Here is a 26,119-nt window from a genome sequence, read left to right as displayed (position 1 = left end):
ACGCGCCCAGCACCTGGACGCGCCATTTCAATCAATCCGGCAATGCACTCGATGACTGTCTGGAGCACAACAGATCGCGACCGGTGCAGTTCAACACCCCACCGGCCTCGTTCGCAGTGCCCCCACACTGCCTTCAGCGCGCTCGCCACTCCCCCAAACGCCCCCGCAAACGGGCCGCGCACTGGCTATGTAACTGGCTGACCCGCGATTCGCTGACCCCCAGGACCTCACCGATTTCCTTGAGGTTCAGCTCTTCGTCGTAGTACAGCGCCAACACCAGTCGCTCACGCTCCGGCAAATTGGCAATCGCGTCCGCCAGCGCGGCCTGGAAGCGTTCATCTTCCAGATCGCGTGACGGCTCCAGATGTGCACTCGCGCCATCCTCGTGCAGCCCTTCGTGTTCGCCGTCCTGCAACAGATCGTCGAAACTGAATAACCGGCTGCCCAGGGTGTCGTTCAAAATCCCGTAATAATCGTCGAGACTCAATTGGAGTTCGGCCGCAACTTCATGATCTTTAGCGTCACGACCGGTTTTAGCTTCAATCGAGCGAATTGCGTCACTGACCATGCGGGTATTGCGGTGAACCGAGCGTGGCGCCCAGTCACCCTTGCGCACTTCATCGAGCATCGCGCCGCGGATTCGAATGCCCGCGTACGTCTCGAAACTCGCGCCTTTGCTGGCGTCATATTTGGTCGATACTTCCAGCAGGCCGATCATCCCGGCCTGGATCAGGTCTTCAACCTGAACACTGGCCGGCAGACGCGCCAGCAAGTGGTAAGCAATGCGTTTGACCAGTGGCGCGTAACGCTCGATCAGCTCGTACTGCGCGTCACGTGCCGACTTCTTGTAGAGGTTGTAGCCACTGGCTGTCATAGGACGGGTCCTGCGGTCTGTTGCACGAGGCGCTCGACGAAAAACTCCAGGTGCCCACGCGGGTTGGCAGGCAGCGGCCAGGTGTCGACCTTCTGCGCGATGGCCTTGAACGCCAGGGCGCACTTGGAACGCGGGAAGGCTTCGTAGACGGCACGCTGTTTCTGCACGGCCTTGCGCACGCTTTCGTCGTAAGGCACCGCGCCGACGTATTGTAAGGCGACGTCAAGGAAGCGGTCCGTGACCTTGGTCAACTTGGCGAACAGGTTGCGACCTTCCTGCGGGCTCTGGGCCATGTTGGCCAGGACGCGGAAGCGGTTCATGCCGTAATCGCGGTTCAGCAGTTTGATCAGCGCGTAGGCGTCGGTGATCGAGGTCGGCTCGTCGCACACCACCAGCAAGACCTCTTGCGCTGCGCGAACGAAACTGACTACCGAGTCACCAATACCTGCAGCGGTGTCGATCACCAAGACATCGAGGTTGTCGCCGATATCGCTGAAGGCCTGGATCAGGCCGGCGTGTTGAGCCGGGCTCAGATGAACCATGCTCTGTGTGCCGGACGCGGCCGGGACAATGCGAATACCGCCGGGGCCCTGCAACAGAACGTCGCGCAGCTCACAGCGGCCTTCGATCACGTCGGCCAGGGTACGTTTGGGTGTCAGCCCCAAGAGGACGTCGACGTTCGCCAGCCCCAGATCGGCGTCCAGCAGCATGACGCGCCGGCCGAGCTCAGCTAGAGCCAGGGACAAGTTCACTGACACGTTAGTCTTCCCGACGCCACCTTTGCCGCCGGTCACCGCGATCACCTGTACGGGATGCATGCTGCCCATGTTATTTCTTTACCTTGTCTTGCATAGACGGAGGCCACATTACTGGCTGCGCGCTCAATAACTGAACAATGCATGGCAGACCATCGATGTAGGTACAAAAACGGTTCATTAGCACCTCAGCCAACCTGCTTGGTCGGGCTGTGGTAAATATCAGCGAACATGTCAGCCATGGCTTCTTCGCTGGGTTCTTCTTGCATTTGCACGCTGACGGCACGACTGACCAACTGATGACGACGCGGCAGATGCAAATCATCCGGAATACGCGGGCCATCGGTCAGGTAAGCCACCGGCAATTCATGACTGATCGCCAGGCTCAACACCTCGCCCAGACTTGCCGTTTCATCCAGTTTAGTCAGGATGCAGCCAGCGAGCCCGCAGCGCTTGTAACTATGATAAGCGGCCGTTAGAACCTGTTTCTGGCTGGTGGTTGCCAGAACCAGATAATTTTTTGACTTGATGCCCCGTCCGGCCAGGCTTTCGAGCTGCATGCGCAGGGCTGGATCGCTGGCCTGGAGGCCGGCGGTATCGATCAACACCACGCGCTTGCGCAGCAAGGGGTCCAGCGCCTGCACCAGAGATTGGCCCGGATCGACGTGGGTTACCGACACGTTGAGAATCCGGCCCAGGGTCTTCAATTGTTCCTGAGCACCGATACGGTAGCTGTCCATGCTCACCAGCGCGATGTTTTGCGCGCCGTATTTGAGCACGTAGCGGGCCGCGAGCTTGGCCAGGGTGGTGGTCTTGCCCATGCCGGCAGGGCCGACCATGGCAATCACGCCGCCCTCTTCCAGTGGTTCGACTTCCGGTGTGGCAATCATCCGTGCCAGGTGCGCCAGTAACATGCGCCAGGCCTGACGGGGTTCGTCGATGTCGGTAATCATCGCCAGCAAGTCGCGGGACAACGGGCCGGACAGGCCGATGCGTTGCAAGCGACGCCAAAGATTGGCCTGGGCTGGACGGCTGCCTTGCAGCTGATTCCAGGCCAGGGAGCCGAGTTGTACTTCCATCAATTCGCGCAGGCTGTTGAGTTCGAAACGCATCGAATCGAACGCCCGCGGATCGACGCCGCCAGCGGCAGGTGCCGGGGTTGGTGCCGAGCGACGAGGTTCGGCATACGTCGGCTCGATCAGCGGCTCGGCGGCGGTCAACGGCAGGCCGGCGAACAACTGGCGATTGGTGGTCTTGTCGCCTTCGGTTTCGCCTTCGCCACGCAGGCTCAATTCGGCCTGGGCGGTGACGATCCGCGACTGGGTCTTGCGCAGCTCATCCTCGAGTTCCATGTTCGGAACACGCGGGGCCAGCGCCGACAATTTGTAATCCAGGGCAGCCGTCAGCTCGACACCACCGGCGATCCGGCGATTGCCAATAATGGCGGCATCAGCGCCCAGCTCATCACGAACCAGTTTCATGGCCTGACGCATATCGGCGGCGAAAAAACGCTTAACTTGCATAAACCACTACCTCAGCCGTTGGGCCCTACTGTCGCAACGATGGTCACTTGCTTGTTGTCAGGAATTTCCTGGTAAGCCAACACATGCAAACCCGGCACTGCCAGTCGGCCGAATCGCGACAGCATCGCGCGAACCGGACCGGCTACCAGCAGAATCACCGGTTGACCTTGCATTTCCTGACGCTGCGCCGCATCGATCAACGAACGTTGCAGTTTCTCAGCCATGCTTGGCTCCAGCAGAACACCCTCTTCCGAGCCTTGTCCTGCCTTCTGAAGACTATTGAGCAATATCTGTTCCAACCTTGGCTCCAGCGTGATAACTGGTAGCTCGGAGTCAGTCCCTACAATGCTTTGGACGATTGCGCGGGATACGCCGACGCGCACCGCGGCCACCAAAGCGGCAGTATCTTGACTCTTGGCAGCATTGTTGGCGATGGCCTCGGCGATGCTGCGAATGTCCCGCACCGGCACCTGTTCGGCCAACAACGCTTGAAGCACCTTGAGCAACTGCGACAGCGAGACCACACCCGGCACCAGCTCTTCGGCCAGCTTCGGCGAGCTTTTGGCCAGCAATTGCATGAGTTGCTGGACTTCTTCGTGACCGATCAGTTCGCTGGAGTGCTTGTACAGAATCTGGTTCAAGTGCGTCGCCACGACCGTACTGGCGTCCACCACGGTGTAACCCAGCGATTGCGCCTGGGCACGCTGGCTGATTTCGATCCAGACCGCTTCCAGGCCAAAAGCCGGATCTTTGGCGGTTATGCCGTTGAGCGTGCCGTAGACCTGCCCCGGGTTGATCGCCAGTTCGCGATCCGGGTAAATCTCGGCTTCTGCCAGGATCACGCCCATCAGGGTCAGGCGGTAAGCACTCGGGGCCAGGTCGAGGTTGTCACGAATGTGCACAGTCGGCATCAGGAAGCCCAGGTCCTGGGACAGCTTCTTGCGCACGCCCTTGATCCGCGCCAACAACTGACCACCCTGATTGCGATCCACCAGCGGAATCAGGCGATAGCCGACTTCCAGCCCGATCATGTCGATTGGTGTCACGTCGTCCCAACCCAGTTCCTTGGTTTCCATCGCGCGAGCTGGCGATGGCAGCAGCTCCTGTTGACGCTTGACCTCTTGCAGGGCCTGAACCTTGACCACGTTCTGCTTCTTCCAGAACAGGTACGCGCCGCCAGCAGCCAGGGCCGCCATGCTGAGAAAGGAGAAGTGCGGCATGCCGGGCACCAGGCCCATCACTGCCATCAAACCCGCCGCCACGGCCAACGCTTTCGGCGAGGCGAACATCTGGCGATTGATCTGTTTGCCCATGTCTTCCGAACCGGAAGCACGGGTCACCATGATTGCCGCCGCTGTCGACAACAGCAGTGATGGCAATTGCGCCACCAAACCGTCACCGATGGTCAACAAGGCGTAAACCCGGCCGGCATCACCAAAGGTCATGCCGTGCTGGAAGATACCGACCGCCATGCCGCCGATCAGGTTGATGAACAGAATCAGCAGGCCGGCGATGGCGTCACCGCGCACGAATTTGCTGGCACCGTCCATCGAACCGTAGAACTCGGCTTCCTGGGCGACTTCCATCCGGCGCAGTTTGGCCTGGTTCTGGTCGATCAGGCCGGCGTTCAAGTCGGCGTCGATTGCCATTTGTTTGCCGGGCATCGCATCGAGGGTGAAACGTGCGCTCACCTCGGAAATCCGCCCGGCGCCCTTGGTCACCACGACGAAGTTGATGATCATCAAGATCGCGAAAACTACGATACCAACCACGTAGTTACCGCCGATCACCACCTCGCCGAAGGCCTGGATCACCTTACCGGCGGAAGCGTGACCGTCCTGTCCGTGGAGCATCACCACTCGGGTGGAGGCCACGTTCAGCGCCAGTCGCAACAACGTTGCCACCAGCAGAATGGTTGGGAACACTGCGAAATCCAGCGGCCGCAAGGCGTAGACGCAAACCAGCAAGACGACAATCGACAACGCGATGTTGAACGTGAAAAACACGTCCAGCAGGAACGGCGGGATCGGCAACATCATCATTGCCAACATGACCAGCAGCAACAACGGCACACCCAGGTTGCCCCGACTTAAGTCGGCAACGTTTGTGCGTGCAGTGTTGAGTAACTGAGAGCGATCCACCGGTTTTCCCCGTTCCTTTAAAGCAAACTTTTGACGCCTGAAGCAGGCGCAGAGCGGCTACTGCAAGAAGCCTTCCAACTTTTGCCGGAGCGGGGAATACGTAGTGGATTGCAGGCGCAACCTTTGTGACCACTGATCCAAAAAGCATTCGTACCTGTTAGTTCTGACAGTAGCCGTGTGCCGCGCATTGACCTTCAATGAAAGACCAATCGCAGCGACAGGAATTGCCCCATGAACAACACACGCACGTCACTGACTGCACCGTCGGTGAAAGTTAATCTCGACACTCTCGACTGGAAAGACACCGGAATCAGGCTTGCCTCCCGCGAAGACTTCTTTCCCTACAATGGGGTGAACGTAACCATTGCCGACCCGTGTTTAGCCTCAGACAACGAACTGGAGCTACTGCTCGACGACAAAGTCATTGCTCGACACATCATCACAACTGCGGATGCCGGATCGCCTTTGATGATCCATGTGAAACCCGAGGACCTCACCGAAGGCCGACATGAACTGAGCTATCGAGTAAAAATCAACAACCAGCCATTTCAAACATGCGAGCAACGCGCAGAGATTCACGTTGCACTCAGGTCTCTGACAGACCTGCGCCTGGAAAAGGTGACCTCCCGTCACCACGGCCCATTTGCGCAGATCCAGATAAGCTACCCGCACGCTGCCCCCCTGGCGACGCGGGCGAACGACAATATACAGATGGTCCAGGGCATCCACGGCCTCACCCTCAACCGGGATGCTTCACGGCTGTATTTCGTTCAATCCCCGGATGGCAGCGTCAGTTATGTCCGCGCAATGGATACCCGTACTCAGACAATCGTTCATAGCTACTCACCTGAAACGGGAGGCGAAACGTTAGGTGGCCTAAGCCCGAACGGTGACCATGCTTACGTCAACAGTCGTTACTCGAATTACATTTGGGAGATCGACACTAAAACTCACGACATCAAGAAAGGCGCCGACCTCGAATCCGGCTCACCTTATATGGTGGTGAGTTCAAGCGGCGAACGTCTCTATGCCTGTAACACACTGGGAATCAATGGGTACTTGAAAGCAGTCGATACAAGCACTCAGTCCATTGTCCTGTCGCTGCCGATCAATCCGTGGCCTTTTGGCCTCGCTATCAATTCCAGCGGTTCGCGTGTGTACCTTGCCCACGGGGGCGACGCGGAGTCGGACTCCGATCCAACCGCTATTGACGTCATTGACACTGAAAAATTAAAAACTGTCGCAAGAATACCGATCACTGGATCTGCCTACTCGATGGCCCTGAACCAGGACAGTACTCGCCTTTATGTGGCCGATATCAGTGCTAGCGAAATTGCGGTAATTGATACGGCTACCAACAAAATCATCAATGTTGCCTGGAGCGAAAAATCGCCGAGACATGTGTCGGTGAGCGCCGACGGTAAGCACCTCTATGTCGTTACGTTTACCTCCGCGTTCATCTGGGTTCTGGATGCTGTAAGCCTGGAGGTTATCCAGAAAATCGATACAGGAAAGAACAACCTGAGAGAGGTGCTTGCGCGGCCTGACAACGGCATCTTTGTGCTTTATTTCTATTAGAATCCCAGGATAAAAGCCTACTCACCTGCAGTTTTCCAACTGCAGGTCTCCCTTCGCAACTTTTGCGCAGGGAGGTTCGAAACAGAAGGGCTCACGTCAGCGGTCGTCAGGCACAAAAACATCACACACCAGCGCTCAATCATCCCGCCGTCAGAATCTGCGCCTCACGGATGGCACCGAAATCAAGCGTTCTGCCAACCATGTACCGTGTACCTTTATTCATCTGCAATCCCTCCGCCTCCACCAACTCCTCCAAGGCATAGCCAAGTATGACGACTGTCCCCGGCGCAAGGGAATCACCCGCCATGTTGTGCCCCAACAACAGGTCTAATGCCCATTGAAATTTAATGACCGGCAAATCACTCACCAGAATCGGGCGTTTTTTCGAATGGCGATAATCTACTGTGGCGACCACTTGCAGTTGCCCATCGACAAATGAGAATTCAGGTTTGTGAGGGCGTCGCTGCAAGACCCCGGCGGACCACTGATCGTTGTAGTTTTCTGGATCCGTAAAAAGGCGGCACAACTCCTCTGTGCTACCGATTTTTCCGGCCGAATCTTCTAAATAGTTGAAGCTGTCATGGCTGGCGAACCCTTCCAACGAGGGCCTGATGGCATTTTTTGGAAAGTTTAAATATCCAGGTATATGAGCATTGGCCATCTGCACAAAGCACGCGAAATCCAGCGACATTCTGAATGTGACCGAATAACCGATAGCGCTTTCTGTCGGCTTATCCTTCAGAACACCCGAAACAAACTTCAACTCCATACCCTGCAGTTTTCGATAGAGACGCTCGGTCATGATTATTCCCTCTAGAACAGACGCAAACACCAATCCTTGGCGCTCCAGTCGAATGATCAGAACACCACTGCAAGGACGTTGATCGGGAGAATTCCCACGGGTATGACAGCGCAAGCGGGTGCTGACCGTCTACTGTCAGAACTAACAGGGTTGCAGGGTTTTCAGATGAACGGGATCAGGAATCACGCCGCAGATCCGGTGGGATCGGCAAGTTGTCCTTCAGCGGATCCGGGCGCTTGCCCTTGCCCGCGCGGTACTGGCGGATCTGGTAGACGTAGGCCAGCACCTGAGCGACCGCCAGGTACAACCCACCGGGGATTTCCTGCTCCAGTTCCGTGGAGTAGTAGATCGAACGCGCCAGGGCCGGCGATTCGAGCAGCAGCACATTATTGGCCACGGCGATTTCACGAATTTTCAAGGCCAGAAAGTCACTGCCCTTGGCCAGCAGCACCGGCGCGCTGCCCTTGTCGGGATCGTACTTGAGGGCGACGGCGTAGTGAGTCGGGTTGGTAATCACCACGTCGGCCTCAGGGATGGCCGCCATCATCCGCCGCTGCGACATCTCGCGCTGCAACTGGCGAATGCGCTGTTTGACCTCCGGCCGCCCTTCCTGATCCTTGTGTTCGTCACGCACTTCCTGCTTGGTCATCAGCAGTTTCTTGTGGCTTTCCCACAGCTGCACCGGCACGTCGACGGCAGCGATGATGATCAGCCCGCAAGCCATCCACAAAGTGCTCCAGCCGACCACTTGCAGGCTGTGAATGATCGCCATGTCCAACGGCTCATGAGCAATGCGCATCAGATCGTCGATGTCGGCAGACAACACCGCCAGCGCCACGAACAGCACGATGAAAAACTTCGCCAGGGCCTTGAGCAGTTCGACCAGCGCCTTGGCCGAGAACATTCGCTTGAGCCCCGCACCGGGGTTCATGCGACTGAATTTCGGTGCCAGGGAGCCTGCCGCGAACAGCCAGCCACCGAGGGAAATCGGGCCAATCAACGCGGCCAGCAACAAGGTGATCATCACCGGCTGAATTGCCAGCAGGGCGATCTGCCCCGAGTGCAGCAGGAAGGCGCCCATGTTGCGCTGATCCAGAATCACTTCCCGCGACAGCGTGAAGTTCATGCGCATCAGCTCCATCATGTCCTGCGCCAGGGCTCCACCGAAAATCAGCAGCCCGCCAGCGCCGGCGAGCATGACAGCCAGGGTGTTGAGCTCCTTGGAGCGCGCAATCTCGCCCTTTTCCCGGGAGTCCTTTTTACGTTTCTCCGTGGGGTCTTCTGTTTTGTCCTGACCGCTTTCGCTCTCAGCCATGACTCAGCGCGCCCGTGCCAGTTCGCGTAACAACTGCAAGGCCTCGGAGGCCAGCGGTTGATACTGATTGATGATGTCCGCCAACCCGACCCAGACGATGAACAGCCCGAGCACCAGGGTCAGCGGGAAACCGATGGAAAAAATGTTCAGTTGCGGCGCGGCCCGGGTCATCACGCCGAACGCAATGTTGACCACCAGCAACGCGGTGATCGCCGGCAGTACCAGCAACAGTGCAGCACCCAGAACCCAGCCCAGCTTACCGGCCAGCTCCCAGAAATGATTGACCATCAAGCCACTGCCCACCGGCATCGTGGTGAAGCTTTCGGTCAGGACTTCGAAGACCACCAGATGGCCATTCATGGACAGGAACAACAGCGTCACCAGCATGGTGAAGAACTGCCCGATCACCGCCACCGAGACGCCGTTGGTGGGGTCGATCATCGACGCGAAGCCCATGCCCATCTGAATGGAGACGATCTGCCCCGCCACCACGAACGCCTGGAAGAACAGCTGCAAGGAGAAACCCAGCAACGCACCGATGAGGACCTGCTCGGCGATTAGCAGCAGCGCACTCAAATCCAGCGCATTGATCGGCGGCATCGGCGGAAGGCCCGGCGCAATCACCACTGTGATCGCCAGGGCGAAATACAGGCGCACGCGAGTGGGCACCAGGGTTGTGCCGAACACCGGCATGACCATCAGCAAGGCCCCGATGCGAAACAGCGGCAACATGAACGTCGCCACCCAGGTACTGATCTGGGTATCGGTCAGCTGCAGCAGCGACGGCATGGTTTAGCCGATGACCTGAGGAATATTGCCGTACAGCTGCAGGATGTATTCCATGAACGTCTGCACCAGCCACGGGCCGGCGACGATCAGCGTGACCAGCATGACCAGCAAGCGCGGCAGGAAGCTCAGGGTTTGTTCGTTGATCTGCGTGGCGGCCTGGAACATTGCCACCAGCAGGCCCACCAGCAGACTCGGAATCACCAGCACAGCCACCATCATGGTGGTCAGCCACAGCGCTTCGCGAAAAATGTCTACCGCCACTTCCGGCGTCATGGCGACACACCGCCGAAGCTGCTTGCCAGGGTGCCGATGATCAACGCCCAGCCATCCACCAGCACGAACAGCATGATCTTGAACGGCAGGGAAATGATCAGCGGCGAGAGCATCATCATCCCCATGGCCATCAGCACACTGGCCACGACCAGGTCGATGATCAGGAACGGAATGAAGATCATGAAGCCGATCTGGAACGCGGTTTTAAGCTCGGAGGTGACGAAGGCCGGCACCAGAATGGTCAGCGGTGCCTGATCCGGCGAAGCGATGTCAGTGCGCTTGGACAGGCGCATGAACAGCTCGAGATCGCTGCTGCGCGTCTGCGCCAGCATGAAGTCCTTGATCGGCACCTGGGCCTTGGCCACGGCATCCTGAGCGGTGAGTTTCTCCGCCAGGTACGGTTGCAAGGCGTCCTGATTCACCCGGTCAAACACCGGTGCCATGATAAACAGGGTCAGGAACAGCGCCATGCCGGTGAGGATCTGGTTCGACGGCGTCTGCTGCAGGCCCAGGGCCTGACGCAGGATCGAGAACACAATGATGATCCGGGTGAAACTGGTCATCAGCATGACGAACGCCGGGATGAAACTCAGCGCGGTCATGATCAGCAAAATTTGCAGGCTGACCGAGTATTCCTGAGCGCCATTGGCGTTGGTACCCAGGGTGATCGCCGGGATCGACAACGGATCGGCGGCGAACGCCAGCGGCGCGACCAGCATCAGGGCCAGCGTCAAGACGATGCGTAACGCACCCATTACTTCTTATCCTTCTGATCCTTGCCGAGTATCTTCAACAGATGCTGGGCAAACTCCGGGGTCGCTTTCTCGGTGGTGGTCGGCACTTCAATCGGCTCTTTAAGCACATGCAGTGCAGTGATCGTGCCGGGGCTCAGGCCAAGCAAGATCTGCTCATTGCCGACTTGCACCAGCATCAAACGGTCGCGGGGGCCCAAGGCACGGGAACCGACAATCTCGATCACCTGCCCCTTACCGGCCGGCCCGGCCTGCTGGACCCGGCGCAGCAGCCAGGCGAGGAAGAAGATCAACCCCAGCACCAACAGCAAGCCGAAGACCAACTGCGTCAGTTGCCCGGCCACACCGCTACTGACTGCCGGCGCGGCCGCCGCCGTCGCAACCGGCTCGGCGGCCAGAACGCTGAACGGCAACGCCAATAAAAACCCCAGAACCCTCTTCACTTAGCGCAGCTTCTTGATACGTTCGCTTGGGCTGATCACGTCGGTCAGGCGGATGCCAAACTTCTCGTTGACCACAACCACTTCGCCGTGGGCGATCAGGGTGCCGTTGACCAGTACGTCCAGCGGCTCACCGGCCAGTCGGTCCAGCTCGATCACCGAACCCTGGTTGAGTTGCAGCAGGTTGCGGATGTTGATGTCGGTGCTGCCCACTTCCATGGAAATCGACACCGGAATGTCGAGGATCACGTCGAGGTTCGGACCGTCCAGGGTGACCGGATCGTGGTTCTTCGGCACGCTGCCGAACTCTTCCATCGGCAGACGGTTAGACGACGAGCTGCCGACGTCGGCGGCCAGCAAGGCGTCGATATCGGCCTGGCCGGCATCACCGGTTTCTTCCAGGGCAGCAGCCCATTCGTCAGCCAGTGCCTGGTCGTCCTGGGCGTTCATATCGTCGTTCATCATTTGTCCTCGGCGGGCAACTGCTCAATCAAGAGCAGCCAATTAATAGGGGGTTGGAGCGCCAATCAGCGACGCTCGATCGGCTCGATCACCTGCAACGCGAGGTTGCCTTTATGCGAGCCCATCTTGACCTTGAAGGCCGGCACGCCGTTGGCGCGCATGATCATCTCTTCCGGCATCTCGACCGGGATCACGTCACCCGGCTGCATGTGCAGGATGTCGCGCAAACGCAACTGGCGACGGGCAACCGTGGCACCGATCGGCACGTCGACGTCCAGCACGTCCTGGCGCAGGGCGTTGACCCAGCGCTCGTCCTGATCGTCCAGATCCGACTGGAAGCCGGCGTCAAGCATTTCGCGCACCGGCTCGATCATCGAGTACGGCATGGTCACGTGCAGGTCGCCGCCACCCCCATCGAGTTCGATGTGGAAAGTGGACACCACCACCGCTTCGCTCGGACCGACGATATTGGCCATGGCCGGGTTCACTTCCGAGTTGATGTACTCGAAGTTCACTTCCATGATCGCCTGCCAGGCTTCCTTCAAATCGACGAAGGCCTGCTCCAGCACCATGCGCACCACACGCAGCTCGGTGGGGGTGAATTCACGCCCTTCGATCTTCGCGTGACGGCCGTCACCGCCGAAGAAGTTGTCCACCAGCTTGAACACCAGTTTGGCGTCAAGGATGAACAGCGCGGTGCCGCGCAACGGCTTGATCTTGACCAGGTTGAGGCTGGTCGGCACGTACAGCGAGTGCACGTATTCGCCGAACTTCATCACCTGCACACCGCCGACGGCAACGTCCGCCGAGCGGCGCAGCATGTTGAACATGCTGATGCGGGTGTAGCGGGCGAATCGCTCGTTGATCATTTCCAGGGTCGGCATGCGTCCACGGACGATGCGATCCTGGCTGGTCAGGTCGTAGCTTTTGACGCTGCCGGGTTCGGCAGCGTTATCGGTCTGTACCAGACCATCGTCGACGCCATGCAACAGCGCATCGATCTCATCCTGGGACAGCAGGTCCTGCACGGCCATGTCGTGTTCCTACTGCAGTACGAAATTAGTAAAAAGCAGCTGTTCGATAACCACTTTGCCGAGTTCTTTCTGCGCCACTTCCTGGACGCTGGCCGTGGCCTTCTGACGCAACATCTCCTGGCCAACCGGGGTCGCCAGCGTGGCGAAGTCCTGGCCGGAGAACAGCATGACCAGGTTGTTGCGGATCACCGGCATATGCACTTTGAGCGCTTCCAGATCAACCTGATTACGGCCTTGCAGGGTGATGCTCACCTGCATGTAGCGCTGGCGACCGTTCACGTTGTAGTTGGCCACGAAAGCCGGGGCCATGGGCTCGAAAATCGCTGGCTGCTTGCCGACCACAGCGGTTTCGGCGGCGACAGGCTTGCTCTGGGCACTGTGCATGAAGAACCAGGTCGCCCCCACGGACATGCCGACCGCCAGCAACAGGGCCACCACGATCGCAATGATCAGCTTGACCTTGCCTTTGGTTGCGGGTTCTTTTACTACTGCGTCGCTCTTCGCCATGCCAATAATCCGTCACTATTCGGGTTTTCACAGTCGCACGGCAAGGCAAGAGCAAGTGTTATGCCAGAAGTGTCGAGGAGGTATGGGAGACAGCGAAACGCAATCAATTGTAGGAGCGAGGCTGCCCGCGAAACAGGCGCCGCGGTTTATCAGCCATACCGCGTCATCATTCTTCGCGGGCAAGCCTCGCTCCTACAGGAGAGGTGTGATCAGGCGTAGTAGTCGACGGCGCTGGAGCCGATCACGCTGGTAGCGGTTGCCGCCACTTCGGCGACGGCGGTTGCGACCTCGTCATCCATGGAGTCAAGACGACCTCCATTGGCGCTGGTCCGACCGCCCTGCCCCTGCTGAGCCTGATCCTGGCCTTGCCAGCCACGAGACTGGTCGGACACATTGACGTCGACCTGGCCCATGCCCTGTTGCACGAACATGTCACGCAGGCGTTGCATCTGACTGTCCAGCGCTTCACGAACGCTTGGATGGGCGCTCATGAAGGTAACCTGGGTCTGCTGGTCGGGAACCATGTTCACCCGGATATCGAGACGCCCCAGTTCAGCCGGTTGCAACTGGATGTCGGCCGCCTTGAGGTTGGCGCTGGAAAGGTACATGACGCGGTTGACCACTTCCTCGGTCCAGCCGCTCTGATGCATGGCGATCGGTTGGTTGACCGGCAAGGCATTGGCGGTTTTTGGGGTGGCCGCCTGGGTCAGTGCCGCCAGACGGTTGGCGAAGTCATCGACACGGGTATCGCTGCTGGCGGACGTCAAATCCTTGAGGCCGCTATCAATCAGACCGCTGAAGGCTTTCTCGCCACCCTGACTGGTGCTGTCCTTGTCGGCTTGCACGTCGAGCATGCTGGCCATGCCGGCGGCAAAGTTCTGCGCCGCCGTCAGCTCACCGTCAGCCTGGGTCTGGGCAGCCGTGGCTTTGGACTGGGCCTGGCTGCTGGCGGATACGTGGCCGCTCTGCTCCATGGCCATGCGTACGGCGGGCAATGCGTCGAGCGGATCAGCTTCGGGATCAAAATCGCCGTCAGTGGCCGTCTCCACTGGCACAGACGCGGCAACAACGGCGGCGGCAACCGGCGCTTCAGCCTGCGGCTGTGCGGTCGTGACAACTGGTGCAGCTGTTTGCGCGGCCGGTACGGTTACCGACGGCTGTACTGCCTGCATCAACGCAGGATCAAGGGCCGGGTCGAGGCTCGGATCGACAGGCGCCGTATCGGCCACCGGCGTTTCAGCCGTCTCGGGCTGGTTGTCGCTGGCAGCTGTGTCATCGGTCGGCGCCGGTTTATCGGCGGGCAAGGAATTGCCGCTATCGGCAACCGCCCGTTCCGGGGCGGCAGGCTTGTCAGTGCTGACATCCGGTTTGCCGTGGGTTTTCGAGGCATTTTCGGTAGCCGGTTTAGCCGCTTTATCGGCGACCACAGAAGGCTTGTTCCGGGCTTGATCGGCGTAAACATCAGCGAAGCTGGACGCCTTGCCCCCTGGCTCAGCGGTCAGCGCCGGGGTATTGGCGGAGGCGACTTGAGTCTTGGCCGTCGCGGCGGCCTGAAGAAGCGAATGGGGGGTAACGGGCATAAAACGGTCTCCGCTGCACTGGGATCGTAGGTACAGTTGAGTGAGTTGATTGCAAAGGTCGAGCCAGTTCGGCTCGACAAAGGTTAAAAGCGCCGGACGGTTGCGTCAGTCCGCTAGAGAGCGCTGTCGCTCCGCCTCATACAGCGGTCGGACAATGGCGAATTCGCCGTCGATTTCCCCGACCAGCTTTTCAATACCGGCGAGGCTTTTTTGCTTGGCGCGTTGCTCAAGCTCATTGCACAGCTCAGCGAGACGAACGGCCCCCATATTGCTGCTGCTGCCCTTGAAACTATGGGCGGTGCTCATGAGTTGCGCGGCATCTTCAGCCTCTCGCAACACGCACAAGCGCTTTTCGGAATCGGCAATGAAGGTATCCAGCAACATCGGATAATCACCCTCCATGACCTCTTGCAGCGCGCTCAGCACGGCACGGTCCAGATGTGTGTCAGCCACTTGCTCACTCCTTGATCAAGAATGGGTGAATTATGCCAGAGCCTCCCAGAAAAACTCTACGCGAGCACTACGACCATCGTCGGACCAGCTCGCACTACGGCTCAATTGGCGGATCAGACTGACGCCGCGCCCCGACAGACGGCCACCGTCGACGGGACGCTCCATTACCCGCGCCACATCGAAACCTTTGCCACTGTCTTCGACCCGCACAATCAGGCTGCCGCCCTTGCCCGTCGGCACGATCTGCAAATGCACCCGCACAAAGCCGTCCTGCAACGCCTCCAGCCGCTCATTGCGCGTTTGATAATAGCGCGCAAAACCCGAAGCATCGCGCTTGAGGCTTGAATCCAGCCCCAGCACGCCGTGCTCAAGGGCGTTGGAATACAGTTCTGCCAACACGCTGTGGAGCGCCCCACTCTGAGCCCGCAGACCATGGACCTCAAGCAACAACTGCAACAGGTACGGCAGCGGATTGAAACGTTTGAGTGTCGCGGCGCGAAACTCGAAACTCACCGACCAGTCCAGCGGACACGACTGGCCGCTGTCGGAATACACCGGCGCCGGAGGGTTCAATTGCTCGGCCTCCAGCAGACTGATCTCGACCATGCTCACATCATCGCGGGCCTCGCCACGAAAATCTCGCAGTGCCTGCTCGATGTCCTCGAACAGCGCGTCTGGCTGACGATTGGCCGCAAACACCTGATGCAAGCGCTCTACACCGAACAACTGATCGTTGGCATCGCAGGTATCGATGACCCCGTCGGAGAGTAGAAACACCCGATCACCAACGGCCATCGGAAACACTTCGGTGCGGTCATTGAAGGTTTGCGGGCTCAATATGCCCAACGGCAAATGCCGCGCCGTCAACGGCGTGCGCTCACCGCTGACGATGTTGTGCAGATAACCGTCCGGCATCCCGCCGTTCCAGACTTCCACCGAGCGCCGCTGAAAGCTCAGGCACAGCAAGGTGGCGCAGCAGAACATGTCCACCGGCAGAATGCGCTTGAGCTTGGCGTTCATCTCACGCAGGGTTTCAGCCAGGCCATACCCTTTGGCTGTCATGCCATAGAAGACTTCAGCCAAGGGCATGGCGCCCACCGCGGCCGGCAGCCCGTGACCGGTGAAATCACCCAGTAGCACATGCATGTCGCCGGCCGGGGTGAATGCCGCCAGCAGCAGATCGCCGTTGAACAGCGCGTAAGGTGATTGCAAGTAGCGGATGTTTGGCGCACTCAGGCAGCCCGAATGCGCCACCTTGTCGAATACGGCCTTGGCCACCCGCTGCTCGTTGAGCAAGTAGTCATGATGTTTGGCGATCAGGTCACGCTGCTGTAGCACCGTGGCCTGCAACCGGCGCAAGCGATCCATGGCCTTGATCTTGGCGGCAAGGATCACCTGGTTGTAGGGCTTTGCCAGAAAGTCGTCACCACCGGCCTCCAGACACCGGGCCAGGGCCTCGCTTTCGGTCAGCGAGGTCAGGAAGATGATCGGCACCAGGGTTTCCCCGGCCAGCGCCTTGATCTGTCGTGCCGCCTCGAAACCGTCCATGACCGGCATCATGGCGTCCATCAGAACCAGGTGCGGCCGCTGCTGGCGAAACGCTTCGACGGCTTCGGCGCCGTTGGCGGCCGTCAATACCTGGTGGCCCTGACGACGGACAATGCTCGACAGGAGCATGCGATCGGCCGCGCTGTCTTCGGCGATGAGGATGGTCAGCGGTTCAAGCGACGGCTGCATGGCGGTCAAGTGATGTCGAACAGCTTGTCGAAATTGGAGATGGCGAGGATCTTGCGCACATCTGAATTGCTGTTAACGACGCGAATATCGGAACTGTCGCCACCGGCGTGATCACGGAGCAGAAGCAGCATCCCCAGCGCCGAGCTATCGAGATACGTGGCTTTCCTTAAGTCCACCACAACAGATTCCGGTTTTTTTTCGAGTTTCTCGTAAGACTCGCGAAACTCCTGATGCCGACCAAAATCGAATCGTCCCTCGATCGAAATCGTCAGCTTTTTCCCATCCGGAGATACATCTGTAACAACTGACATTTATCGGCTTCCTTGTCATGGGTAAACGTACGTGTACAAGGTTTAGCACTTGGCGGAGATGGGAGCAAGGCGGGAAGTTGTCACGCCTGTCAGACCGCCTTCGCGGGCAAGCCTCGCTCCTACGGGTTATGCGTCTACATTACTCGCAAACGACACATAACCTGTAGGAGCGAGGCTTGCCCGCGAAGAACGGTCACGCGATCCCGCTGATTCAATACGGATCATGCCGCGGCAACCGCTGGGACAATTCGTCCAGCAGCTTCTGCTCGCGCTTGTCTTCGAGCTTGCGCGCCTCGTCCATGTAGCGTTGTACAAGTTTGCGCAAACCTTCGACCCGGGCAAACGCCTGCTGCCAGGACTCGCGCGCCTTGTTCAGGTTGTTCTGGTGCCAGTTCAGGCTTTGGCGCTGCTGATCGATGGCGGTGCCCAGTTGCGCAAGAAACCCCTGATAGCCAAGCAACCACTGGCCGGAAACGCCAGTGCTACCGCGCACAATCCATTGTTCCTGGTATTCGAGGCGGAAGTTTTCGAGGTCGGCGAGCTTGCTTTCCGCCACACGAACCTGGCCCTGGAAGTGCCCGAGGCGCATGACCGCGGTTTTTTCGGCCTTTTCGGCCATTTCCACCACGGGTGCCAGGCGTGCCGCGCGGCTCAGGGCCATGGCCGGTTAGCCGCCCGCTGCCGGAGCGAAGATCGAGGCGAGGTGGTTTTCGCTGGCGCCCATGCCGATGTTGTCGTTCAAGCCCTGACGCAGATAAGTGGTCATGGCGGGCTGCAAGGAAATCGCGACGTCGGTTTCACGATCACCGCCCGGCACGTAGGCACCGACGCTGATCAAGTCGCGGCTCTGCTGATAGCGCGACCAGTACTGTTTGAACATCTGCGCCCGCGCCATGTGCTCGGGGCTGACCACCGACGGCATGACCCGGCTGATGGAGGCTTCGATATCGATGGCCGGGTAATGACCTTCTTCGGCCAGGCGCCGGGACAGCACGATGTGCCCGTCGAGCACGCCTCGCGCCGAGTCGGCAATCGGGTCCTGCTGGTCATCGCCTTCGGACAACACGGTGTAGAACGCGGTGATCGAACCGCCGCCCTTCTCGGCGTTACCGGCCCGCTCCACCAGTTTCGGCAACTTGGCGAACACCGACGGCGGATAGCCTTTGGTTGCGGGCGGCTCGCCAATGGCCAGGGCGATTTCCCGCTGGGCCTGGGCGAAACGGGTCAGCGAGTCCATGAGCAACAGGACGTTCTTGCCCTTGTCGCGGAAATACTCGGCGATGCGCGTGCAGTACATGGCGGCGCGCAGACGCATCAGCGGTGCATCGTCCGCTGGCGAGGCGACGACCACCGAACGCTTGAGCCCTTCTTCACCGAGGATGTGCTCGATGAATTCTTTAACCTCACGACCCCGCTCACCGATCAGCCCGACCACGATAATGTCGGCCTCGGTAAAGCGGGTCATCATGCCCAGCAGCACGGATTTACCGACGCCGGTACCGGCGAACAGACCGAGACGCTGACCGCGACCGACCGTCAACAAACCGTTGATGGTGCGAATGCCCACATCGAGCGGTTCACTGATCGGTTCACGCTTGAGCGGGTTAATGGTCGGGCCGTCCATCGGCACCCAGTCTTCGGCCTTCATGCCGCCCTTGCCGTCCAGCGCACGGCCGGCACCGTCCAGCACCCGCCCGAGCATGCTCATGCCCATCGGCAAGCGGCCAGTGTCTGCCATAGGCACCACACGGGCACCGGGCGCAATGCCGGCGACGCTGCCGACCGGCATCAGGAACACCTTGCTGCCGGAGAAACCCATGACTTCGGCTTCGACCTGCACCGGTTGATAACTGTCGTCGTTGATGACCATGCAGCGGCTGCCCATTGCCGCGCGCAAACCTTCGGCTTCGAGGGTCAGGCCCACCATGCGCAGCAGACGGCCTTCGAGGATCGGCGCCCCCGCCAGCGTAGTGACCTCGGCGTAACTGCCCAGGCGCTTGGCGAAGCTGGTGCGATCAAGGCGCATCAGGTTCGTCCAGCGTCGGCTCGACCGCAGGTTTTTCGTCGACCGGCAGTTCCAGGCTCAGATCCGGAGCGGCCGGGTGCAAGGCCTGGTCATGCAACTGATCGAACAGCTTGGCCATGACTTGGGCGACGCGGGTTTCAACGGTGGCGTCAATGCGACTGTGTTCGGTCTCGACCCGGCAACCGCCGGGCAGCAGGGATTCGTCTTCGACGATACGCCAGGTTTCTTCATGGCGCTCGCGCAGGGCTTTGACCTGTTCGAAGTCCTGCGGATTGATGTGCAGCCGCACGTTACCCACGCCCAGCGGCAAGAGCTTGAGGGCTTCGCGCATGACGTGTTCGATTTGCGTCGAGTCGATGGCCAGTTCGCGCTGAATCACCTGTTTGGTGATGTGCTGCACGAGGTCGACCAGGGATTTCTCGATCTGGGTGTCCTGCTCGGCAATGGGCTCGAACAGGTTGGCCATCAGCTGTTCCAGGCCGGCAACCTTCGGCGCCAGGACGGCTTCAGCTTCCTGACGGACCTTGAGTGTGGTGCTGTGGAAGCCTTCTTTCTCGCCGATGGCGAAGCCTTCGTTGTAAGCCTCCTGACGGATGCTTTCGAGTTCTTCGAGGGTCAGTGGCTGGACTTCATCCAGCGGCACCTCTTCCATTTCCGGCGGTTCGGGCTCGGGTTCCGGCTCGGGCTCCGGCACAAACGGATCGAAACTGGGCAACGCCCAGACATCGAAACCGGCGACGGCCTTGCCTCGGATCAGGTCGGTCTGGGACTCATCATGTTTGGACGACATAGTGACCTTAGATCATCTCTTCGCCGCCCTTCCCGCCGAGAACGATTTCTCCGGCTTCGGCCATACGGCGGGCAATGGTGAGGATTTCTTTCTGCGCGGTTTCCACGTCGCTGACGCGCACCGGGCCCTTGGCCTCGAGGTCGTCGCGCAACAGTTCGGCCGCTCGTTTGGACATGTTCTTGAAGATCTTTTCCTTGACGCCTTCGTCCGAACCCTTGAGGGCCAGCACCAGCACGTCGGAGGACACTTCACGCAGCAACGCCTGAATCCCGCGGTCGTCGACATCGGACAGGTTGTTGAACACGAACATGAGGTCTTCGATCTGACCGGACAGGTCTTCGTCGACTTCGCGGATCGAGTCCATCAGCTGGCCTTCGATCGAGCTGTCGAGGAAGTTCATGATGTCGGCCGCACGCTTGATGCCACCCAGGGTGGTGCGCGAGGCATTCGAGTTGCCGGAGAACTGCTTCTCGAGAATCTGGTTGAGTTCTTTCAGGGCCGCTGGCTGCACGGTGTTCAGCGAGGAGACCCGCAGAATGATGTCCAGACGCACCTTGTGGTCGAAGTTGCCAAGCACTTCACCAGCCTGATCCGGGTCGAGGTAGGCCACGACGATCGCCTGGATCTGCGGGTGCTCGTAACGGATCACATCGGCGACGGCGCGCGGTTCCATCCACTTCAGGCTGTCGAGGCCGCTGGTGTTGCCGCCCAGCAGGATGCGGTCGATCAGGCCGTTGGCCTTGTCTTCGCCCAGTGCCTGGGTGAGCATTTTGCGCACGTAGTCGTCGGAGCCGACGCCCAGGCTGGTCTGGTCGCCGACGATGTCGACGAACTCGCTCATGACCTGTTCGACCTGCTCGCGATGGACGTTGCCCATCTGCGCCATGGCCACGCCGACGCGCTGGACCTCTTTGGGCCCCATGTGGCGCAACACTTGGGCAGCATCGGTCGAACCCAGGGACAGCAGCAGAATCGCGGCTTTGTCGACCTTGGTCAGTTTGGCGGCAACGGCTCGGTTATCACTCATCTGCGTTAATCCACTCTTTCACGACCTGGGCCACGCGACCCGGATCTTCTGCCACCAGACTCTTGATTGCATTCAACTGTGCGTCATAGCCTTCGCTCGGGCTCGGCAGCAGGATGCTTTGCGGACCACCGAGGCTGACGCGGTCGTTGCCCAGTTCGCCGTCCAGGCCGCCCATGCCACCGAGTTCCACGTCGCTGCCAATGCCGGCCAGTTGCTTGCCTTTGCCGCCACCGGTGATGTTGTTGAGCACCGGACGCAGCACACCGAACACCAGCACCAGGATGAACAAGACACCCAGCACTTGCTTGACGATGTCCCAGAACCAAGGCTGGGAGTAGAACGGAATATCGGCAATCACTTCACCGCGCTCGGCGGAGAATGGCATGTTGATCACGCTAACGCTGTCACCACGGCTCGCGTCGAAACCGACGGCGTCCTGCACCAGGCGAGTGAAGCGCGCCAATTCATCGGCACTCCACGGCGCACGGGTGGTCTCGCCATTGGCGGCGTTGATCTTGACCTGATCATCCACCACCACCGACACCGACAGGCGATTCAAACGGCCCTGCTGTTGTTTGGTGTGGCTGATCGAACGGTCGAGTTCGAAGTTCTTGGTGGATTGTTGACGCTTGTCCGCCGGATACGGTGCCAGCATCGGCTGGCCGGTGGCCGGGTCCATGATTTGCTGACCGTTGGCATCGATCAACGGCTGGCCTGGCTGAACCATGCCGGCTGCCGCGGTGCTGCCACCGGTGGTCTGCGGCGCGGAAGCTGGCGATGGCGGCTGGTTGCTCAGGGCACCCGGCACACCTTGCGGGCCATTGCTGGCAGTGCGTTGTTCGTTGACCGACTGCTCGCTGCGCAACGCCGGTTGATCCGGGTTGAACTGCTCGGAGGTCGACTCGACAGCGCTGAAGTCCACGTCGGCCGAGACTTCGGCTTTGTAGCGGTCGTTGCCCAGCACCGGTTGCAGGATATTGTGCACGCGCTGGGTCAGCATGCTTTCCATGCGACGGCTGTAGTCAAATTGCTTACCGGCCATGGTCAGTTCGGAATTTTCCGCCTGATCCGACAGCAGGTTGCCCTTCTGGTCGACCACGGTGATCTGGGATTTGCTGAGTTCGGGAACGCTGGTCGCGACCAGATTGATGATCGCCACCACCTGACCCGGCTCCAGCGAGCGGCCGGAATACAGTTCAACCAGCACCGAGGCGCTTGGCTTGCGTTCGTCACGCACGAACACCGAGCTTTTCGGAATCGCCAGGTGCACGCGAGCGCCCTTGACGTTGTTCAGGCTGGAAATGGTCCGCGCCAGTTCGCCTTCGAGGCCGCGACGATAACGGGTCGCTTCCATGAACTGGCTGGTCCCCAGGCCCTGGTCCTTGTCGAGGATTTCAAAACCGATGTTGCCATCGCTGGGAGTGACACCAGCGCCCGCGAGCTTGAGCCGTGCACGGGACAGGTCATCGGCCTTGACCAGCAAGGCACCGGAGTTGGGTTCAACGGTGTAGGGAATATCGGCGGCGGCCAGGGTATCCATGACCTGCTTGGCGTCCATACCGGCGAGGCTGCCGTACAGAGGCCGGTAGTCCGGCTGCTGCGACCACAGCACCACGGCAAAACCAATCGCCACGCTCGCAGCCAGGCCGACCAACAGGCCCACCTGACGCAACATGGTCATCTCGGAGAGGTTTTCCAGGAAGGACAACCCGAACAGCGGCGGTTTGCCGTCTACTGGGGTGGCCTTGGCCGGAACGTTATCGGCGACTGCTTCTGCCATGACTCAATTCGTCCTTAAACCGGCATCTGCATGATGTCTTGGTATGCCTGAACCAGCTTGTTTCGCACTTGGGTCAACGCTTGAAAAGACACGCTGGCCTTCTGCGAGGAAATCATGACATCCGTCAGGTCGACGCCACTTTTGCCGATCTCGAAGGCACTGGCCAACTGACTGGACGCTTGCTGGGTGTCGTTCACTTTATTGACAGCCTGACCGAGCATGTCGGAAAAGCTGCTGCCACCCAGTTCAGGGACTGCGGCAGTCGATTTAGGCGCAGACATGGCATCCATTTGCATGGAGCGCATGTCCAGCATCAACCGATTAAATTCAATACCTTGGCTCATGGTCTACTCTCGTTGGCGACCCGCAATTTTTTGACACTCACTCGGCGGGTAGTGAGGTGTTAGCAACAAGGGTGCCAGCTCCGTGGCTGCTCTGAACAAAAGCGTTTCCCGGGCTTTGTTGGCGAACGAATCAAGTCGCGAACAAATAAGCTTCCACATCCATCCCGGCATCGCGCATCTGCGCCAGCTTGTAGCGCAAGGTGCGTGGGCTGATGCCCAATCGCTCAGCCGCTTCTTTGCGACGGCCGCGCTCGGAACGCAAGGTGTCGATGATCATCTGGAATTCACGGCGACGCAGGTCATCACCCAACGCCCCGGCCGATTCAGCCTCGACCTCCACGGCCCGCACCGGCGCCAACGCCGGCAACGGCGCACAAGCCACCGGTCCGGACAGGCAGAAATCCTGGGGCTGGATCAAACCACCCTGCTGCAGAATCAAGGCGCGCTGGATCGCGTTATCCAGTTCACGCACGTTGCCCGGCCACGGATAACCGATCAGGCACGCCTGTGCCTCGGGCGACAGTTTCGCAGCGGCATGCTTCATTTTATTGACGTGTTTGGCCAGCAGACGCTCGGCCAGCGGCAGGATGTCGGCGGTACGCTCGCGCAGCGGACGCCAGGCCAGCGGAAATACCGACAATCGATAGAAGAGATCTTCTCGGAACCGCCCCGCCGACACCTCACCGGACAGGTCACGGTTGGTGGTCGCCACGACCCGTATATCCAGGGAGATCGGCTTGCGTGCGCCGACCCGTTCGACTTCACGCTCCTGCAACACCCGCAGCAATTTGGCCTGGAGCCCGAGGGGCATTTCAGAAATTTCGTCGAGCAGGATCGTTCCGCCATCGGCCTGCTCGAACTTGCCGGCCTGCGCCGCGATGGCGCCGGTGAATGAACCTTTTTCGTGACCGAACAAAGTGGCTTCGAGCATGTTGTCGGGGATCGCCGCGCAGTTGATCGCAATGAACGGCTGACTGGCGCGATGGGAGTGCTGATGGATATAACGCGCCAACACTTCTTTACCGGTCCCGGACTCGCCGGAGATCAATACCGTCGAATCGCTGCGCGCGACCCGCGCGGCCAGTTCCAGCAATTGCACACTGGCCGGCTCGAAGGCGATCGGCCCTTCGCTCTCGGTCGCACCGAGCGTGCCCAGTGCGTGCCGCGCCACGAGGTCGAGCAAGGCTTTGGGCTCGAACGGCTTGACCAGATAATCCGCCGCGCCCTGGCGCATCGCATCGACGGCCCGCTCGACCGCACCATGAGCGGTCATCAGCAACACCGGCAATTGCGGCTGACGCGTTCGCAGCAAACCGAGCAGTTGATGGCCGTCCATGCCTGGCATATTGACGTCGCTGATCACCAGGCTGAAGGCCTCATTGCCGACCGTCGCGAGCGCCTCTTCCGCCGAACCGACGGCCGTGTAATCGTGCCCCGCGAGCAGCAGCGTATCGGCCAGTGCTTCGCGTAGCGCGCGGTCGTCCTCGACCAGTAAAACCTTGATTGCCATGTCCTTCACTCCGCTCCCTGAGCGTTAGGCTGTTCACCGGAAAAAAGCGGCAGGATGACCTGCGCGCAGGTGCCGCGACCCGGCCGCGAGCGCAACTGCAATTCTCCCTGATGAGCACGGGCCACGGCCTTGACCACGGTCAGGCCCAGGCCAGTCCCGGTGGTTTTAGTGGTGAAAAACGGCTCACCCAAGCGCGCCAGTACTTTGCCGTCGATGCCGCTGCCGCTGTCACTGATGCACACCCGCAGGTTGTTTCCCCTGGCATAGAAATGCACTTTCAAGCGGACATCACCGGCACTGGCCTGAACGGCGTTCTCGATCAGATTAAGGATTGCGCCGACCAAGGTGTCGAGGTTGCACAGCAGTTCACCGGCATGACTGTCGCACTGCCAGCGAATCGGCAAATCCTGAACATGAGTCAGTGCCGCCGATTGCAGCGACTGCATCAATTGCTTGGGCGTGACGCGGTCGGTCAACGGCAGCTCGCCCCGCGCGAACACCAACATGTCGCGAACCTGATGTTCCAGCTCATGCAACCGCTCTTTCAGGCGCCCGGCAAAACGTTGCTGCGTGGCGACCGGCAATTCCTGCTCAGTCAAATGACTGGCGTAGAGCAACGCGGCGGACAACGGCGTCCGAATCTGATGGGCCAGCGAGGCGACCATTCGGCCGAGAGACGACAGGCGCTCGTGGCGAGCCAGCTGATCTTGCAGATGACGGGTTTCGGTCAGGTCGTTGAGCAACACCAACTGCCCGGGCTCGGCATCCAGCGAACGAGTGGCGATCGACAGACGTCGACCGTCCTTCAGAGAGATTTCGTGACCGTCGTCTTCGCGAGGAGCAAAGCAACGAGCAATGACATGGCGCCAGAGCTCGCCTTCGAGGGGCAGGCCGAGCAACTCGCAGGCCGCCGGGTTGGCTTCACGCACAATGCCCTGGGCATCGATGACGATGACGCCGCCAGGCAACAGATCGAGGAGGTTTTGCAGACGGTTGGCCAGGCGTTCCTTTTCCGCCAGCTCTTGCATGCGCTGAGCGCTGACCACCGCCAGCTCACCCTTGAGCTCGGTGACCCGGGCTTCCAGCATGCTGTAGGAATCAGTCAGCTGGCTCGACATTTGGTTGAACAGCGAGAACGCCTGCTCAAGGCCAAGCCGGCTTGCCTGCTCTACGGACGACGGTTGCCCCGAAGCATCAGGGACAGGAGACATCTGGGCGGCTTGGGGCATCGTGCTCTCTCGCTAGGCTGACCGTCAGTTAAACGGAACGTTGCGAGGGATGTAGCAATACCCGTGCCTAAAAAAAACCGCCTACAA

General features: G+C 59.8%; 26 protein-coding genes. 1 reads left to right on the top strand and 25 read right to left on the bottom strand.

Annotated features, from left to right (window positions below; genetic code table 11):
* Window positions 1–133: 133 nt before the first annotated feature.
* The 4 genes from fliA to flhA form a co-directional block, all read right to left on the bottom strand.
* Window positions 134–874: an RNA polymerase sigma factor FliA gene (gene fliA / locus BLU63_RS19600; RefSeq protein WP_007894214.1), complete on the bottom strand. Its 741-nt coding sequence runs from the start codon at window positions 872–874 to the stop codon at window positions 134–136.
* Window positions 871–1,701, bottom strand: coding sequence for a flagellar synthesis regulator FleN (fleN, locus tag BLU63_RS19595; protein WP_003222917.1), 831 nt, complete (start codon window positions 1,699–1,701; stop codon window positions 871–873). The genes fliA and fleN overlap by 4 nt, the downstream gene beginning before the upstream one ends.
* A gap of 116 nt (window positions 1,702–1,817) precedes the next feature.
* Window positions 1,818–3,152 carry a flagellar biosynthesis protein FlhF gene (flhF, locus tag BLU63_RS19590; protein ID WP_083375991.1) on the bottom strand — a complete coding sequence of 445 codons (1,335 nt, stop codon included), beginning with the start codon at window positions 3,150–3,152 and terminating at the stop codon, window positions 1,818–1,820.
* A gap of 11 nt (window positions 3,153–3,163) precedes the next feature.
* Window positions 3,164–5,293, bottom strand: a complete 2,130-nt coding sequence (flhA, locus tag BLU63_RS19585) for a flagellar biosynthesis protein FlhA (RefSeq protein WP_083375990.1) — start codon at window positions 5,291–5,293, stop codon at window positions 3,164–3,166.
* 231 nt (window positions 5,294–5,524) lie between these two features.
* Here flhA and BLU63_RS19580 point away from each other — a divergent pair, with 231 nt between their 5' ends.
* Window positions 5,525–6,871 (top strand): YncE family protein, encoded by a 1,347-nt coding sequence (locus BLU63_RS19580; protein WP_083375989.1) that lies wholly within the window; start codon window positions 5,525–5,527, stop codon window positions 6,869–6,871.
* Window positions 6,872–7,010: 139 nt separating this feature from the next.
* Here BLU63_RS19580 and BLU63_RS19575 read toward each other — a convergent pair whose 3' ends face one another.
* The 21 genes from BLU63_RS19575 to BLU63_RS19475 form a co-directional block, all read right to left on the bottom strand.
* Window positions 7,011–7,673 (bottom strand): hypothetical protein, encoded by a 663-nt coding sequence (locus tag BLU63_RS19575; RefSeq protein ID WP_042933033.1) that lies wholly within the window; start codon window positions 7,671–7,673, stop codon window positions 7,011–7,013.
* Between the two features lie 175 nt (window positions 7,674–7,848).
* Window positions 7,849–8,988, bottom strand: coding sequence for a flagellar biosynthesis protein FlhB (gene flhB, locus BLU63_RS19570; RefSeq protein ID WP_083375988.1), 1,140 nt, complete (start codon window positions 8,986–8,988; stop codon window positions 7,849–7,851).
* A 3-nt stretch (window positions 8,989–8,991) separates the two neighbouring features.
* Entirely contained in the window at window positions 8,992–9,777 is a 786-nt protein-coding gene (gene fliR, locus BLU63_RS19565) for a flagellar biosynthetic protein FliR (protein ID WP_083375987.1), read from the bottom strand.
* Window positions 9,778–9,780: 3 nt separating this feature from the next.
* A complete protein-coding gene (gene fliQ, locus BLU63_RS19560) occupies window positions 9,781–10,050 on the bottom strand; it encodes a flagellar biosynthesis protein FliQ (RefSeq protein ID WP_010456946.1) in 270 nt (89 codons plus the stop codon).
* The gene (gene fliP, locus BLU63_RS19555; RefSeq protein WP_010456947.1) at window positions 10,047–10,805 is read right to left on the bottom strand and encodes a flagellar type III secretion system pore protein FliP; all 759 of its coding nucleotides are present in this window, start codon (window positions 10,803–10,805) and stop codon (window positions 10,047–10,049) included. The genes fliQ and fliP overlap by 4 nt, the downstream gene beginning before the upstream one ends.
* Window positions 10,805–11,245 carry a flagellar biosynthetic protein FliO gene (gene fliO / locus BLU63_RS19550; protein ID WP_010456948.1) on the bottom strand — a complete coding sequence of 147 codons (441 nt, stop codon included), beginning with the start codon at window positions 11,243–11,245 and terminating at the stop codon, window positions 10,805–10,807. The genes fliP and fliO overlap by 1 nt, the downstream gene beginning before the upstream one ends.
* Window positions 11,246–11,704: a flagellar motor switch protein FliN gene (fliN, locus tag BLU63_RS19545; protein ID WP_042933032.1), complete on the bottom strand. Its 459-nt coding sequence runs from the start codon at window positions 11,702–11,704 to the stop codon at window positions 11,246–11,248.
* Window positions 11,705–11,769: 65 nt separating this feature from the next.
* Window positions 11,770–12,738, bottom strand: a complete 969-nt coding sequence (gene fliM, locus BLU63_RS19540) for a flagellar motor switch protein FliM (RefSeq protein ID WP_010456950.1) — start codon at window positions 12,736–12,738, stop codon at window positions 11,770–11,772.
* A 9-nt stretch (window positions 12,739–12,747) separates the two neighbouring features.
* Complete coding sequence (gene fliL / locus BLU63_RS19535) at window positions 12,748–13,245, bottom strand: flagellar basal body-associated protein FliL (protein ID WP_077748629.1); 498 nt, start codon at window positions 13,243–13,245, stop codon at window positions 12,748–12,750.
* 209 nt (window positions 13,246–13,454) lie between these two features.
* Entirely contained in the window at window positions 13,455–14,825 is a 1,371-nt protein-coding gene (locus BLU63_RS19530) for a flagellar hook-length control protein FliK (RefSeq protein WP_083375986.1), read from the bottom strand.
* Between the two features lie 105 nt (window positions 14,826–14,930).
* Window positions 14,931–15,278, bottom strand: a complete 348-nt coding sequence (locus tag BLU63_RS19525) for an Hpt domain-containing protein (protein ID WP_010456953.1) — start codon at window positions 15,276–15,278, stop codon at window positions 14,931–14,933.
* Between the two features lie 30 nt (window positions 15,279–15,308).
* Complete coding sequence (locus BLU63_RS19520; protein WP_083375985.1) at window positions 15,309–17,015, bottom strand: ATP-binding SpoIIE family protein phosphatase; 1,707 nt, start codon at window positions 17,013–17,015, stop codon at window positions 15,309–15,311.
* 5 nt (window positions 17,016–17,020) lie between these two features.
* Window positions 17,021–17,326, bottom strand: a complete 306-nt coding sequence (locus tag BLU63_RS19515) for an STAS domain-containing protein (protein WP_010456955.1) — start codon at window positions 17,324–17,326, stop codon at window positions 17,021–17,023.
* 211 nt (window positions 17,327–17,537) lie between these two features.
* On the bottom strand, window positions 17,538–17,987 hold the full coding sequence (gene fliJ, locus BLU63_RS19510) for a flagellar export protein FliJ (protein ID WP_010456956.1): 450 nt from the start codon (window positions 17,985–17,987) through the stop codon (window positions 17,538–17,540).
* A 6-nt stretch (window positions 17,988–17,993) separates the two neighbouring features.
* Entirely contained in the window at window positions 17,994–19,352 is a 1,359-nt protein-coding gene (fliI, locus tag BLU63_RS19505) for a flagellar protein export ATPase FliI (protein WP_077748627.1), read from the bottom strand.
* A complete protein-coding gene (gene fliH / locus BLU63_RS19500; protein ID WP_010456958.1) occupies window positions 19,342–20,142 on the bottom strand; it encodes a flagellar assembly protein FliH in 801 nt (266 codons plus the stop codon). The genes fliI and fliH overlap by 11 nt, the downstream gene beginning before the upstream one ends.
* 7 nt (window positions 20,143–20,149) lie before the next feature.
* On the bottom strand, window positions 20,150–21,169 hold the full coding sequence (fliG, locus tag BLU63_RS19495; protein WP_007894195.1) for a flagellar motor switch protein FliG: 1,020 nt from the start codon (window positions 21,167–21,169) through the stop codon (window positions 20,150–20,152).
* Window positions 21,162–22,949, bottom strand: coding sequence for a flagellar basal-body MS-ring/collar protein FliF (gene fliF / locus BLU63_RS19490; protein ID WP_010456960.1), 1,788 nt, complete (start codon window positions 22,947–22,949; stop codon window positions 21,162–21,164). The genes fliG and fliF overlap by 8 nt, the downstream gene beginning before the upstream one ends.
* 14 nt (window positions 22,950–22,963) lie before the next feature.
* Window positions 22,964–23,293: a flagellar hook-basal body complex protein FliE gene (fliE, locus tag BLU63_RS19485; RefSeq protein ID WP_010456962.1), complete on the bottom strand. Its 330-nt coding sequence runs from the start codon at window positions 23,291–23,293 to the stop codon at window positions 22,964–22,966.
* A gap of 130 nt (window positions 23,294–23,423) precedes the next feature.
* The gene (locus tag BLU63_RS19480) at window positions 23,424–24,803 is read right to left on the bottom strand and encodes a sigma-54-dependent transcriptional regulator (protein ID WP_077748626.1); all 1,380 of its coding nucleotides are present in this window, start codon (window positions 24,801–24,803) and stop codon (window positions 23,424–23,426) included.
* 5 nt (window positions 24,804–24,808) lie between these two features.
* On the bottom strand, window positions 24,809–26,014 hold the full coding sequence (locus tag BLU63_RS19475; protein ID WP_167362297.1) for a sensor histidine kinase: 1,206 nt from the start codon (window positions 26,012–26,014) through the stop codon (window positions 24,809–24,811).
* Window positions 26,015–26,119 lie beyond the last annotated feature (105 nt).

The sequence above is a fragment of the Pseudomonas mandelii genome (assembly GCF_900106065.1).
Lineage (GTDB): Bacteria > Pseudomonadota > Gammaproteobacteria > Pseudomonadales > Pseudomonadaceae > Aquipseudomonas > Aquipseudomonas mandelii.
The sequence above is the reverse complement of the archived record's forward strand: the minus strand, read 5'-3'. Positions and strand labels throughout refer to the sequence as shown.